This window comes from Clostridium intestinale (assembly GCF_035905475.1).
GTDB lineage: Bacteria > Bacillota > Clostridia > Clostridiales > Clostridiaceae > Clostridium_T > Clostridium_T intestinale.
On record NZ_CP121166.1, the window covers coordinates 2,605,782 to 2,621,051 of the forward strand.

The 15,270-nt window shown below is 31.4% G+C and carries 14 protein-coding genes; 2 read left to right on the forward strand and 12 right to left on the reverse strand.

Going from position 1 to position 15,270, the window contains the following annotated elements; translation table 11 throughout:
• Positions 1–72 precede the first annotated feature (72 nt).
• The 10 genes from P8F83_RS13470 to P8F83_RS13515 form a co-directional block, all read right to left on the reverse strand.
• On the reverse strand, positions 73–2,982 hold the full coding sequence (locus tag P8F83_RS13470; RefSeq protein WP_326511552.1) for a peptidoglycan D,D-transpeptidase FtsI family protein: 2,910 nt from the start codon (positions 2,980–2,982) through the stop codon (positions 73–75).
• An 11-nt stretch (positions 2,983–2,993) separates the two neighbouring features.
• Complete coding sequence (gene mreD, locus P8F83_RS13475; RefSeq protein WP_315108530.1) at positions 2,994–3,485, reverse strand: rod shape-determining protein MreD; 492 nt, start codon at positions 3,483–3,485, stop codon at positions 2,994–2,996.
• Positions 3,486–3,487: 2 nt separating this feature from the next.
• Positions 3,488–4,336: a rod shape-determining protein MreC gene (gene mreC, locus P8F83_RS13480; protein ID WP_326511553.1), complete on the reverse strand. Its 849-nt coding sequence runs from the start codon at positions 4,334–4,336 to the stop codon at positions 3,488–3,490.
• Positions 4,337–4,342: 6 nt separating this feature from the next.
• Entirely contained in the window at positions 4,343–5,359 is a 1,017-nt protein-coding gene (locus P8F83_RS13485) for a rod shape-determining protein (protein WP_021800615.1), read from the reverse strand.
• A gap of 19 nt (positions 5,360–5,378) precedes the next feature.
• Positions 5,379–6,065, reverse strand: a complete 687-nt coding sequence (gene radC, locus P8F83_RS13490; RefSeq protein ID WP_315108525.1) for a RadC family protein — start codon at positions 6,063–6,065, stop codon at positions 5,379–5,381.
• 38 nt (positions 6,066–6,103) lie between these two features.
• Positions 6,104–6,670, reverse strand: coding sequence for a Maf-like protein (locus P8F83_RS13495; RefSeq protein WP_326511554.1), 567 nt, complete (start codon positions 6,668–6,670; stop codon positions 6,104–6,106).
• Between the two features lie 633 nt (positions 6,671–7,303).
• Positions 7,304–8,002 carry a hypothetical protein gene (locus tag P8F83_RS13500; protein WP_326511555.1) on the reverse strand — a complete coding sequence of 233 codons (699 nt, stop codon included), beginning with the start codon at positions 8,000–8,002 and terminating at the stop codon, positions 7,304–7,306.
• A 120-nt stretch (positions 8,003–8,122) separates the two neighbouring features.
• A complete protein-coding gene (locus P8F83_RS13505; protein WP_073018129.1) occupies positions 8,123–8,716 on the reverse strand; it encodes a C40 family peptidase in 594 nt (197 codons plus the stop codon).
• Between the two features lie 286 nt (positions 8,717–9,002).
• Positions 9,003–9,182 (reverse strand): HTH domain-containing protein, encoded by a 180-nt coding sequence (locus tag P8F83_RS13510; RefSeq protein ID WP_073018127.1) that lies wholly within the window; start codon positions 9,180–9,182, stop codon positions 9,003–9,005.
• Positions 9,183–9,290: 108 nt separating this feature from the next.
• A complete protein-coding gene (locus tag P8F83_RS13515; protein WP_326511556.1) occupies positions 9,291–10,748 on the reverse strand; it encodes an aminoacyl-histidine dipeptidase in 1,458 nt (485 codons plus the stop codon).
• Positions 10,749–10,922: 174 nt separating this feature from the next.
• Here P8F83_RS13515 and pyk point away from each other — a divergent pair, with 174 nt between their 5' ends.
• Positions 10,923–12,341: a pyruvate kinase gene (gene pyk, locus P8F83_RS13520; RefSeq protein ID WP_326511557.1), complete on the forward strand. Its 1,419-nt coding sequence runs from the start codon at positions 10,923–10,925 to the stop codon at positions 12,339–12,341.
• Positions 12,342–12,409: 68 nt separating this feature from the next.
• On the opposite strand, the gene rpsA is transcribed toward pyk, so the two are convergent.
• Positions 12,410–13,561 (reverse strand): 30S ribosomal protein S1, encoded by a 1,152-nt coding sequence (gene rpsA / locus P8F83_RS13525; RefSeq protein ID WP_326511558.1) that lies wholly within the window; start codon positions 13,559–13,561, stop codon positions 12,410–12,412.
• Between the two features lie 456 nt (positions 13,562–14,017).
• Entirely contained in the window at positions 14,018–14,428 is a 411-nt protein-coding gene (locus P8F83_RS13530; protein WP_326511559.1) for a hypothetical protein, read from the reverse strand.
• A gap of 172 nt (positions 14,429–14,600) precedes the next feature.
• Between P8F83_RS13530 and P8F83_RS13535 the strand changes: the two genes are divergently transcribed.
• The gene (locus P8F83_RS13535; RefSeq protein WP_326511560.1) at positions 14,601–15,257 is read left to right on the forward strand and encodes a PspA/IM30 family protein; all 657 of its coding nucleotides are present in this window, start codon (positions 14,601–14,603) and stop codon (positions 15,255–15,257) included.
• Positions 15,258–15,270 lie beyond the last annotated feature (13 nt).

Below are 15,270 nucleotides of genomic sequence, written 5' to 3' on the forward strand. Positions count from 1 at the left end.
GCAGTTCTCCAACAGTAAAGTTATTTAAATTTTATTATTTATAAATAAAAAAACTCGGCACTAGGCCGAGTTTTAATTTCCTTGAGTATTAGTGTTCACTGTATTATTATCTTGAAGCGGAGGATTTAATGTATAATCATACTTCCCACCTACATCTTCTTGATAATCCGCTGTATAACCTTTAGCTTTTAAATCATCTCTAAAATAGGTTTCAAATATAGCTCTTGCTACTGGTGCCGCATAAGAACCGTGGGCAGCATCATAAAGAACAACTGCAACAGCTATCTGAGGATCTTCTATTGGAGCCACGCCTACGTAAACTCCATATGGTGCTCTTGCTATTTCATCTTGTTTATCACTAAAGGTAGCCGTACCAGTTTTACCTCCAGAACTTAAATAAGGATTAAGCTTTTGGAAAGTACTTGCAGCAGTACCGGCTCCACCACCACCTGCATTACTTCCGTTAGCCATTTTCATACCAGTTTTAACAGCTTGAAGAGTTGATTCACTTATATTTACCTGATCTAAAACCTCTGGCTTAAACTCTTCCACAACATTTCCTTGTGAATCGGTAATCTTATCTACTAAATGAACTTTATATCTTGTTCCTCCATTAGTTACTGTAGATATATAACTTGCTAACTGTACTGGAGTAAATGCATTCATACTTTGACCTATAGATGCATAAGATATTTGAGCCACAGCTTTAATTTCAACTGCTGCAGAATATACTACATAATCGCCTATTTTATCTGCTGCTGATTCTATAGCCGTTTTAGGCGTAACATTAGCATTTTTAACCTTTTCTTGATACTTAGGAGAATTATCATAAATCTCTTGAATTACAGGCTTTAATTTTGCAACTAAATCATTTTTGCTCTCACCTTGGCTTAATTCAGCCTCTGTTCCAACCTTTTGTAGATTTTCTTTTATTATATTTTTAACATTTTCCTTTGCTTCTTTTAGTTTATCATCATCACTATCATTTTTTGCTAAATCCATAGGATACATGGTATTTTTATAGTCTTTTAACGTACCATTTTCTGCAAATTCTACTATATTAAACATAAAAGAATTTATAGACCTATTCTTAAAGGATATAAAGTTATAGACCTGCCCAAAATTTTCAGCTATTTCAATACCTGTAGAAGCTTTTTGATTTCCTGTAGGATCTACTCCTAATCCAAATCTCCAAGCCCATTTAGCTAAAGAATCTAAAGCTGCAGGGCTCTTATTAGTACTTGTTCCGCCATATTTTTCATATAATCTAATACCTGCTTCATAGAAGAAGGTATTAGATGATACCTCAAGTGCCCGCCTTACATCTGCAGGTCCATTCCAGTTGTCGTCTTTAGGTGGGTTTGCAGTTCCGAAATAGTCTGGACGCTTATCAAAAAGAGTTTTTGCATACACAGATTCATATAACCCAAATACTCCCTCCTCTAAAGCTGCTGTTGCTGTAAGTGGTTTAAAAGTTGATCCAGGAGGCGTTAATCCCATGGTAGCATAATTATAAAACGGTTTAGGGTAAAGGTCATATTGATCTTGTCTATAACCGTTACTATCCTTTGGGAATAAATCATCTAGTGTCTTGTTTAGATGATTTTTTCTTATATATTCATTACCAAAAGCCTCTAGGTCAGGACTAAAATACATTTTAGATAACTCTGGTGTAAGTTTTCCTGGAATTGAGAAGTCATTTGGATTATAAGATGGGTAGTTAGCTAATGCTAAAACTCTACCTGTTTTAACTTCAATAGCCACAACCGCTCCTCTAGTTGCATTTCTAATAATTGCTCCATCTGAAGCAATTCCTACATTTTGATAATACTTCAATTGATGTTCAAGCATCTTTTCTGCTGAATATTGAATGTTTTTATCTATGGTTAAGTGTAGGTTGTTCCCAGGTGAAGATTCTAGTTTAAATAGTTCCTCAGTTTTTCTACCTGAGGAGTTAACCTTAACTGTAGTTCCACCTTTGGTTCCTTTTAATATGCTCTCAAAGGCTGATTCTATACCGGCTTTACCTATCTTATCAGTATTAGCATCATATCCTTTTTCATCATATTTAGTCTGTTGACTTCCGTCTATTGAACCTATATATCCTAAAACAGATGATGCTAATGAATCATACGGATAAGATCTAACAGGCTCCATAGATACGTCTATCCCAGGCATATCATTACGCTTCTGATAGAATATAAATGATGTATTCCTATCTATGTTTGCTATAACTATAGGTTTATAGCCTTTAAAGCTCTGCATCTTAATAGCATCTTTTATAACTATGTATTTTCTTATTTCCTCTAAAGAATACTTTTGAAGAAGAATATCTAAAATCTCTTTTCCACTCATTTTAGAATATTCTTTACTCTCTTCTTTTGTAGGCTTTAAGATATCATATACAGCATAACTTTTAACCATATAATAGAAGGTATCCTGAGGTGAATAGTTAAAAATAGCATCATCTAACTGATTTTGCTCACCTGAAGTTAAGTCGCCCTCTTTACCAGGGAATAATTGTTTTCTTAATTCAGAATCTATTCCCTTATCCTTTTTAAATCTAATATTTAAAGCTCTCAATGAAGTCTGGTCACTAGTTTTAAAATCAAAATAAAATTCTTTATTCTCATTTAACATAAGCTGCATTTCATCTTGAATCTTTTGTCCATTTTCATCCAGAAGCTTAAAAGTTTTACTCATGGTATCATAAAAAGCTGCATTTGATTCTTCAGTACTTGTAAAAGTTACTGTATAACTTTGAACATTTGTAGCTAATACATTTCCTTTTTCATCATAAATAATACCTCTTGGTGCATTCTCCGCAATAAATCTTCTAGATTTTGTATTAGCGAGATCTTTATAGTCATCATATTTAACAATTTGAAGATATATTAGCCTTCCTAATATTGCGCTGAATATAAAAAACATAATCATAATCAAAGCAGTATATCTATTAAACTTTTTCTTTTTTTTATTCATATAATCACCTGCTAATTAAATTTCCATGGTATCTTCATAAATCTCGTTTCAGTTAATTTGTAAATCTTTTTATAGAAGATAAAACCAAATAAAGTGTTCATTAAAGTCATTACTATTATGTTTTCTAAATCTATTTTTACATGAAGTAAATATAATATTACATAGATAAGTATATATTTAACTACTGTAGCTCCTAAAACTATCATAACAGGAACAGTTTTTCTATTTTTAAATATTGTTTCTCCAACCTTTGCTGCTCCTAGACAAATAAGCATATTTAATAAACAATTAACCCCAAAGCCTGTTCCAAAAAATATGTCCTGTAATATTCCAAAATACACACCTATCCACAGAGCTTCCCATGGACCGGTTATAATTGAATAACAAATTGCAAATGTAAATAATAAACTCCCCCAAGATCCACCTACAGAAAATAACGGTAATATAGAATTATCGATAATCACAAGTATTATGCCGATAAAAAAAAGTACAACTCTTTTCATTATTAGTTATCCACCTTTATATTTCTTTTTTCCTTAGGTACTACAACAAATAATGATTCCAGTTTATTAAAATCAACATAAGGCTGCACCACGGCATTTTTCATTACTTTTACATTATCGTCTTCTACTGATATTACTTCTCCTATTCTTATATCCTTAGGTATTTCTCCAACCCCTGAAGTAAGAATTACATCTCCTGCTTTAATAGGTGAATCTATTGGGATATTGTATAACTTAGTTAAAAGTTTATTTTTAGAATCTTTGTATCCTTGTAAAACACCAGTGGTTTCTTGAGTACTTTCTATCTTAGAAGCTATAGCTATATTCTCATTTATTAAGGATTGAACCACGGCCCAGTTATCACCTACTGATGTAACTTGCCCTACTAATCCATTATCAGATACAACTACCATACCCTTCTCTATTTGATTTTTACTTCCTTTGTCAATTATGTATCCACCTGAAAAACCGCCACCACTATGTCCAATTATATTGGTACCAACATAATCGAAATTTTCATCTTGATTAGCAAAATCTACTACTTTTCTTAAGCTTTCATTTTCTTCTTTTAATCTATTGTACTCTATCAACTTAATTCTTAAGTCTTTATTTTCTTCACTTAACTTTCTATTTTCAGCCTTTACTTCCGAAAAATTATAAAAGAAATCTACTGCACCTTTAAAGTTATCCGTTACTTTATATGCTAATTTCTGTATAGGATTTAACGCCGCACCTGCACCACTCTCAAAAATAGTTTTATTCTCTTTTTTAAAGCTATAAACAATTATAATTAAAAAGCTAACTGACAGTACTATTATAGTTACTGCCAGTTTGTTCTTAAAAAGTCTCATGTATTCTTATCCTCTTTGTTGCTTAGCTATATTATCAAAATCTTCAAGAGCTTTACCAGTTCCTAAAACTACGCAATCAAGTGGTGATTCTGCGATATGTACAGGCATATGAGTTTCGTGGTTAATTAAAGCATCCAATCCTTTTAATAAAGCTCCTCCACCTGCTAACATAATACCTTTTTCAATAATATCAGCAGATAATTCAGGAGGTGTTTTTTCTAATGTAGTTTTTATAGATTCAATAATAGCCGCTACTGGCTCTTTTAATGCATCTCTAATTTGATCTTCACTTACTTCTATAATCTTAGGAAGTCCAGTCACTAAATCTCTTCCTTTAATGTCCATTTTTCTTTCTTCTTCATCAATTTTAAATGCTGATCCTAATTCCATTTTAATTTGTTCAGCTGTTCTTTCTCCTATCATTAGGTTATATTCTCTTTTTATATAACTAATAATAGATTGATCTAATTCATCACCAGCTACTCTTAAAGATTTAGCTGTAACAATACCACCTAAAGATATTACTGCAACTTCTGTGGTTCCTCCACCAATATCAACAATCATGCTTCCTGTTGGTTCTGAAACTGGAAGTCCAGCTCCTATTGCAGCTGCCATAGGTTCTTCCATAAGTAGAACATCTCTAGCTCCTGCAGCTTTTGTTGCTTCATAAATAGCTCTCTTCTCAACTTCTGTTACTCCTGATGGATAACATATTATGATTCTTGGGCTAGTAAATGAACTTTTATTAATTACCTTCTCAATGAATTTTTTAATCATTGTTTGTGTTATATCAAAATCTGCAATTACTCCATCTTTTAGTGGTCTTATCGCAACTATATTTCCTGGTGTTCTTCCTATCATTTGTTTAGCTTCTGTTCCAACAGCTAAAGATTTCTTTGTAGTATTATTTATAGCAACAACTGAAGGCTCTCTTAAAACTACACCTTTTCCTTTAACAAATACTAAAGTGTTAGCTGTTCCTAAATCTATTCCCATATCTTTTGTCATTCCAAACAATCCCATTACTATACTCCTCTCAGAATTATATTATAGATTTCTCTTTCATACTTGCATAATTACCATTCCCTATTATTACGTGATCTAAAAGCTCAATCCCTATGATCTTACCGCACTCCTTAATCCTTAAAGTTATGTTAATATCCTCTTTACTAGGAGTAGGGTCTCCTGACGGATGATTATGGCATATAATTATAGATGCCGCATTTTTCTTTAAAGCTTCCGAAAAAATTTCTCTAGGATGTACAATTGAGGAATTTAAACTTCCTTTAAAAACTTCCTTAATAGATATAACTACATTTTTAGTATTTAATATTATGAGTTTTAATACCTCTTGGGGAAGATTCTGCATTTCATTCATTAAAATGTTTGCTACTATTCTAGGCTCTGTGATTTTTATTTCTTCTGCAGTTCCCCTATAAGAATTAATTCTTTTTGTTAATTCACATAGGGCAATTAGCCTAGAGGCCTTAGCTTTTTTAATTCCATTTATCTGAAGAAAATCCTGAATACCAGCTGATAACATTCCATTTAATCCATCAACAGTTTCTAAAACTCTAGAACTTAATCCTAAGACACTTTCATTTTTACTTCCACATCTTAAAATTAATGCAATGAGTTCTGTATTACTTAAGGACTCCGCTCCATATAAAAACAATTTTTCTTCTGGCCTTTCATTTAAGGGTAAATCCATAACCTTTAGGTTATACATATAATAAACTCCTTTATTATTTTAGATTTCCCTCCCCCTTAAACTAATGATTTCAACATTTTATCCAATTTATTCAAAGGAAGACCTACTACATTATAGTAGCATCCCTCTATACGCTCTACAAAAACCCCTCCGCGTCCCTGAATTCCATAAGCTCCAGCCTTGTCTAAAGGATCCCCACTATCAACATATGATAGAATTTCATCATCACTAAGATGTGAAAACTTAACCTTTGTGCATACGGCTTCACTTATAATCTTTTTACTTCTCAGGTCCAATACCGTAACTCCGGTATATACATTATGTACTTTTCCACTTAAAGATTTTAACATGTTATAGGCATCATCTTTATCATTAGGCTTCCCTAATATTAAATCTCCAATAGCTACTATAGTATCAGCTGCTATTATGATATCTTCGGTGTCTAAGTTGTCTGCTACATATTTTGCCTTACCTAGTGATAATTCCTTAACATACTCTTCTAAGTTGCCGTTAAAAACTACTTTTTCTTCCGGAAAGAAGCTTTCTATTACTCTAAACTCTTCACAAAGTCTAGTTAATAATTCCTTCCTACGCTCAGAAGCAGAAGCTAAAACAAATCCCACTTTTATCACTCCTAATATCTTATTTAAATATTATTACCAATAATATACCATTTATAACATGCATATTAGGATAAACCTTGCTGTATAGGCATTTTACTCCCTTTACATCTAATATAGTTTATCATTTATGTATTTTATATACAAGTGCCTTTAACTTTTTTAAGGAATTTTTAATCATATTGAAACCTTTTAACCTTTCTGTAATATTTCCTGCTTCTCAAGCTCCATTAAATTTATTTTAACTTCATGCGATATTAGGCTATTATGACATTACGATATTATGACATTGTGATATTAAGATATAGTGCTATTACGACATTAAGACATTGCGATATTCAACCATTCAACCATTCATTACGGTAGTCTACTTTTTCTGCCTACTCTTCATTCATTTTCCAACTAAATTTTTTGTTTTTTTCGAGGAATTGTAACAATTGTTTGATTTTTTAAATATCATATAGAGTACATGGATTAGAAAGATTAGACTGGCGCTGAAAAATAGAAGGAATTTGATGAAGTTCTTCGAACTTCTACAGATAAGCAGTGCGTGTCTACCGAATAGGAGTGTATAAAAAAGACTATAAAACTAATTATTCTAGTTTTACAGTCTTATTATTAATTACATTTATGACTTTATGAACTTTTATAAGGTCCTATTAAAGAATATAAAAATTCTAGTTCTCCGGATATATTATCCCTTGTTAGCTCTGCAGGAAGGTTATTTACATGTTCTTTTATTGCTTTTATTTCACTAGCCCTATCTTCTTTTTCTTCAATATCAGATACCCAAGTTTTAAACTTTTCAGTAGTGACACTCTTTACACTACTATCCTTTAGCCCATCTAGCATTTTCATATATCCATCTACTAGTCCATATATAAAGGAGTCATAATAAGATTTCCCTTGAATATCTATTTTTAGTCTAACAGCCTGAGTTCCTAGAGATGTTATCTTATTTTTATCTTCATCACCTTTATCAAGCATATATATTCCTGATATAACCCTGTATTTATCTCCATCTTTTATTAAATACACAGGTATAGTACCACTTAATTTTTTTTGTGTTTCTAAAGCATATTTCTCTTCACTATAATATCCACACTGTATTAATTCAAAAGTTCCATACACTTTTGAGTCTGTAACTTGTGTTTCATTATTACTCGGCTTATCTTTTGTACCTATTATATCTTCTATAGAAAAATCTCCTTTAAAGATAAATTTAGATAACATTGTTCCTAAAATCACTGCAAGAATAACAATGGTTATAAAAAAAGTCAGGGATTTAAATCCTTTATCATTTTTTTTCTTATAATTATATCTAGTGTACTTCATAAAACCCTCCTTACTTAACTACTACTGTATATAATATTATGTAACTGGGAGTTTTATGATTACTTATGTAAAATAAATAAAAAAATAAAAAGCACCTAATATTTTAGATGCTTTAACTTTCTATTGTGCTATTCTTCTAGCTCCTGCATATCTGCTTGAGTAATAAGAATCATTTAAAGAGCTTATTGTAACATTTTTACCTGACGATGGGGCATGTATAAAGTCCCCTCCCCCAATGTATATACCAACATGGCTTATAGAACCATAGGTATTGAAGAAAACCAAATCTCCAGCTGATAGATTAGATCTTGATACAGCTGAACCCATAGAAAATTGTGAACCTGTATAATGAGGTAAAGAATATCCAAACTTGCTATATACATACATAGTTAATCCTGAACAGTCAAAGCTCTTTGGACCTGATGCTCCATACACATATGGTCTTCCTATAAAATTATATGCATAAGAAACCACATTACCGCCAGCTCCACCACTACCTCTTGAAAGTGATCCTCCGCCATATGATCCAGATTCATCTTTCTTTGGTGCAACTATAGTTTTTTGAACCTTAAGTTGAGTAGTTTTTAAAACAACTCCTTGAGCCGCATTCCCAGTTGTGTCTGCCTTTGTTTTAATTGCGTTGAAACTTGTGGCTGTAATTAACGACATCGTAAGTAATAGAGTTCTAGTTATAATTTTACCCCTTTTATTCATTATAATTTCCCCTCTCCTTTGACAATCTTCCCTTTTATTTTACAGTAAACATTTTCACCTATTCACACTTCTTTCATTATAATAAAAAGCATTTTATAGGTCAAGCGTTTATGCAAAAAAATTGGCTTGGTTAGAAAACCAAGCCAATAGTATGTTCTTTATCTGATGTCTAGCCACTGTAAAACTCACATCATCTATTAAGATGAGAGATAACATTGGCACGACCCTAGATAGGTTCAACTAAGATTCATATAGGGATCTAATCCTATCTGAATCAAGTTTCACCTTATTCCGCTATTCCATAATAACATCTTTTAGGTGAATTTATCTTTCCTTCAGCCTTAAGTGCTTTTATAGCCTTATCTACATCTTTTTTGTCTAATCCAGATTTTTCTGCTATTTCTCCACCTTTTAAAGGTTCTCCAGCAGATTTTAGAGTTTCTAATACTTTATCATTTAAATCCATTATAAGTATCCTCCTTACATAAAATCACTTTACCATAATTATACCAAAATCTCTCATTTGGTCAACAATATCTTTTCTTTAATAATAAATATCCTTTATCTGAAAAGCTTATTTAATTTCTTTTAGAACTCTTAATAGATAATCCCATAAGTTTTTAACAGAAGATATACTCATATGTTCATTAGGTGTATGAACATCATATAAATTAGGTCCAAAACTTATCATATCCACATCTTCACCTAATTTCTCCTTAAATAATCCACATTCTAATCCAGCGTGAATTGCAATTATCTTAGCATCTTCTCCTGTCATGTCTTTGTGTACTCTTTCACAGATTTCTCTTATTTTAGAATTCTCTTGATATTGCCATTCTGGATAGTCTCCAAAAGTATCTACCTTAGCATCTAAGGTTTCTGCTATTACTTCTATTTTTCTTAGCATTTCTTCTTTAAGACTTCCAACAGAACTTCTTATAGCGGAATTATACTCCACATGAGTATCGGTTGTTTTAACAACCCCAAGATTTAATGAACTTTCTACTAACCCTTCTATAGCCATGCTTCTTGTATTTATTCCATTTGGAATAAGATATAATATTTTTACAGCTTTTTCAGTGGATTCCCTTGAAAATACCTTTTCTACCTTTGTATTTAATTCCTTAGCTTCTAATTTAACATCTGGATCTTGAGCATTTAATTCATTTTTGAATATATCATTAAAATGTTTTACTCTTTCTTTTACAGCCTCTACATTTGATTTATTTAAAGTAATAATTCCATCCATCTCTCTTGGAATGGCATTATCTTTAGAGCCTCCATTTATAGATACTAATCTAACGTCCTCAAAAGAAAGAATATCCATTAAAACTCTTCCCATTAACTTATTAGAATTACCTCTTTCTTTATCTATTTCCATACCTGAGTGGCCGCCTTTAAGACCTCTTACTGTAATCTCTAAAATAGAATCTTCTTCTTTTTTACATTCCCATTTAATATCAGATGAAACATTAGCCCTCATTCCCCCTGCACAGGAAACAAGTAAATATCCCTCTTCTTCTGAATCTATATTCAACAGAATTTTTCCATCTAAGTTCTTTTTCTCAACAGCCATAGCTCCACCCATACCTGTTTCTTCATCTGTTGTTATTAAAACTTCTAGAGCTGGATGTGGAATTTCTTTTGATGAAAGCACAGCCATAGCGTATGCTACTGCTATACCATTATCAGCTCCTAAAGTTGTACCTGTAGCAAAAATATTATCTCCTTCAACTCTAAGTTTTATAGGATCTTTTAAGAAATCATGAACTGTATCATTATTTTTCTCACAAACCATATCCATATGCCCTTGTATTATTACAACAGGAGCATTTTCATATCCTTCTGTAGCTGGCTTCTTTATAATAATATTTAAAGCTGAGTCCTGAATTGTTTCCAATCCTAAATTTTGACCAAAAGCTAATAAATAATCACTTATCTCTTTTTCATTTCCTGAACCTCTAGGTATTTTAGATATCTCCTCAAAATAATAGAAGACTTCCTTTGGCTCTATATTTTCTAAAATTCTCATAGACTAATCATCCTTTCAGTAAAAATATGTTATTATAATATTATAACATTAGGACATTATAATATCCTAATATTATAACAAGTTTATTCTATCATTATCTCACTAATATATCTAAAGTTATTCGTTTATACTAAAGTTAATAATTTGAATGAAAAATATAGTAGAGGTGATTTTATGCAAAAAACAAAAATGATCTTCACAATCGGTCCTGTTTCTGATAATGAAGATGTCTTAAGAGAATTTATAAAAATAGGAATGAGTGCAGCAAGATTAAATTGCTCTCACGGCACACAAGATGACCATAGAAAGAAAATGGATTTAATAAAAAAACTTAGAGAAGAATTAGGTACTCCTACAAGTATACTGCTAGATATAAAAGGTCCTAAGATAAGAACTCATAATTTTATAAATGGTGAGGCTACTCTTCATGTTGGAGATGAGTTTTCATTTTTATGTTCTGAAGAAATTTTAGGGGATAACAAAAGATGTTCTATCTCTTACGAAACTCTTTGCAAAGATGTAGTTGTGGGCGGTACTATGCTTGTAGATGATGGACTTTTAGAATTTAAGATAAAAGAAATAAAGGGAAAAGAAATTCTGACAGAAGTTGTTGTTGGCGGCACTATCAAAGATCACAAAGGAGTAAATGTTCCTAACGTTAATATTAATCTTCCTGCTATTACAGATAAAGATGTTAATGACTTAATTTTTGGATGTAATGAAGGCGTGGACTTTGTTGCTGCTTCTTTTATAAGAAAAGCTTCTGATATTTTAGAAGTAAGAAAGATACTCAAGGAAAATAATGGAGAACACATCAAAATAATAGCTAAAATAGAAAATCAAGAAGGTGTAGACAACATAGATTCAATAATCGAAGTTACTGATGGTATCATGGTAGCTAGAGGTGATATGGGAGTTGAAATTCCTATAGAAAAAGTTCCTATAATCCAAAAAATGATTATAAGAAAGTGTAATTCTGCTGGTAAAATAGTAATTACAGCTACTCAAATGTTAGATTCAATGATAAGAAATTCAAGACCTACTAGAGCTGAGGCTTGTGATATTTGTAATGCTATATTTGATGGTACAGATGCTATAATGTTATCTGGAGAAAGCGCTTCCGGTTGTTACCCAATAGAAGCTGCAAAAACTATGAGTAGAATAGCTTTAGAAACTGAAGCTAATTTTGACTATGTATCATTCACTAACAACTTAAGAGAACCTTCTTTATTAGCTTTTGAAGATGCAATAAGTTACTCTGCTTGTAGAACTTCCAATATATTGCCTACAAAAGCTATCGTTGCTGCAACTAAAAGTGGTGCTACAGCAAAACTTATATCAAAATACAAACCAAGTTGCCCTATAGTTGCAATAACTCCTTACGAAAAAGTAAGAAGAAGTTTATCATTAAACTTTGGAATAATTCCTGAAACCTGTGATATGTTTAGTACCACAGATGAAATATTAAGTGAAGCAAGAAAAGTGGCTTCAAGCCTTGAACTTGCTACCTCAGGTGATAATATATTAGTAGCCGCTGGAATGCCAACTACTCATGTTGGTGGAACTAATATGCTTAAAATTGAGAAGCTTTAAATTGAGATATACAAATGGCCCTTGCAATAGAATATTATTGCAAGGGCCATTTTAAATTATATTAAAACCTAGAATTTAAAATCCTTAAATAAACCTGCTAAACTTTCACCTTCAAAGTCATCATTAAATTTTTCATATTCTCTTGACTTCTCTACAGCTTCTTTAATGCTTAAGCTCATTTTTTTATCAGCAGAATTTATATCTAATATTTTTACCTTAACTTCTCCACCTATTGTTAAAACATCTGATGGTTTAGCTATATTCTCTTCTGTTATTTCACTTATATGAACTAACCCTTCAACTCCAGGTAAAACTTCTACAAAGGCTCCAAAGTTTAAGAACTTAACTACTTTTCCAGTAACTACATCATTAACTTTTAAAGCTTCCTTTACGTCTTCCCATGGATCTTTTTTAATATCTTTTATTGCTAAAGATAATCTTTCCTTTTCTTTGTCAAAATCTCCAACGTAAACTTCAACTACGTCTCCAACAGAAACAACATCTTCTACTCTCTTTACTCTTCCCCAAGCTAAATCAGATATATGCACTAATCCTTCTATTCCACCAATATCTACAAAAGCTCCAAACTTAGCTATTCTAGTAACTTTTCCTTCTCTTTTTTCACCTTTTTTAACTAAATTCCATAAAGCTTTCTTTTCTTCATTATATTGTGCTTCTTCTAAAATCCTTCTAGAAGCTACAACCTTTTTATCCCTTTTATCAAATTCAATTACTCTTACTTCTAGCTCTTTTCCTACAAGTGTAGAAAGTTCTATACCTCTTTCTCTAGACACTTGTGAGCCTGGAATAAATACTCTTATACCTTTATATAAAGCTACAACTCCGCCTTTTACTTGCTCTTTAACCTTTAAAGTTAAAGTTTCATTGTTTTTATAGGATGCTTTTACTTCATCCCAAGCTATAATTTCATCTGCTTTATTTTTAGATAATAAAACATTTCCGTCTCCATCATCTAAACTTACTATCATTAAGTTTATTGTATCTCCTACATTTAATACGTCTGATACTTCAACTTCATCGTGAGAAACTTCACTACGTTTAACAATACCATCTCTATAGTAGTTTATATTAACCATAGCCTCATCATTATTTATAGATAGGATTTCTCCTTTTACTATATCTCCCACATTAAGTTTTTTGACATCGTAATCTTTTAATAGGTCTGCCATAGACATTGAGTTATTTTCTTCGTTATTCATTTTATCACTCCTAAACTTGTTCATAACTACTTACATTATTATTTTAAATCAGCTTTATCGTTATTACAATTAATATGTTCTTCATTAATTAATATAATTTATTATGCTATAATTTAAATATAAATATTTTCATCAGATTTAATCTTGAATCATAATAGTAAATAGAAGATACTTTTAGTTTTATAGAGAATTAGTGAGCTATTTTAAATATTTAGGGTCTGTGGAGTTTTTTTACTTCAAAAAACAATATTAACAAACTTGTTAAAGGTTATATAATACCATATAATATTCTCATGGATAATTCTTCTAAGGAGATAAATTAGGGGGTGGGCATATCAAAAATAATAGAAAGAAAAGTTTAATCCTAACATTTGTACTAACTTTCATTTTTATTTTCACATCAATATCTTTAGATGTTGGAAATGTTTTTGAAAATGGAGTTAAGGGTGAGTCTGCTTATGCAGCAGCTAAATCCAAAAGTGGTTCTTTTAAATCTTCTAGTAAGTCTACTGGTGCTTCAAAGGCTAAAAGCTCCACAAAATCAGGAAGCTTTAGCAGTTCTAGTTCTGGCTCTAAGTCAAGTTCTAGTTCTAGCTCAAAATCAAGCTCTAGTAGTTCATCTAGTGGAACTAAATCAGGATCATTTTCTGGAAGTAGTGGTTCTTCAAAAAGCAGTGGCAGTACTACTGATTCACCATCAAAATATGAATCGGAGTCAAGTAGTTCTTCTTCAAACTCATCATCAAGTGGGACTAAGTCTGGAAACTTTTCCACTAGTAAACCTAAAGATGAAGATAAAACTGAAAGTAGTTCCCAAACAAATTCATCTGGTAACAGCGGTTCTAGTGGTGGATCATCCTGGAGCATTCCTATATTTGGAAGAGTCTCATCCTCTAGTTACTTTAGTCCCTTTAGAGGATATTCCAGAAGTAACCCTTTTGCATTTTTTATAAAGATTATAATTGCAATAGCGGTAGTTTTTTTAGTAATTTACATTATAAAAATGATTAAATTTTAATTTTAGGAGGTAACAATTATCATGGGAGTATTTACAAGAATATCAAATATTTTTAAAGCAAAAGTTAACAATGCATTAGACGAGGTGGAAAATCCAATAGAATTATTAGATCAAAAACTTAGAGATATGGAAGATCAGCTTTCAAAAGCTAAACTAAACTCAGCTCAAATTATAGGAAACTCTCACGAAATAAAGAAAAGATTAGATACAGCTGAAAAAGAAGTTCAAGATTATGAAGACAAGGTAAAGCTTGCTCTTTCTAAAAACAATGAAGATTTAGCAAAACGTGCTCTTCAAAGAAAACTTGAAGCTGACAAAAAAGTGACTTCTCTTAAAGAAAGCTATGAAGCTGCTAAATCACAAGCAGATACAATTAAGAAAAACTTAGCTGCTTTGGAAGAAGAGATTTCAAAGACTAGACAGTATAGAGATGAAGCTGCTGCTAGATACTCTACTGCTGAAGCATCTCAAAAGGTTAATGAAATACTTGCAAATGTTCAAACAAAAACCAACACTATTCAACTTGATGCTATAGAGAGAAAGATTCAAAGAAAAGAATCTTTGGCTACAGGTCTTGGAGAATTAAGAGATGTTGATGATTTTGAATCTGAATTTGAGAAACTAGACGAAACTGATTTAGATTTAGAACTTGAAAAATATAAAAATAATAATGCTTAATTTTATTAGTTTG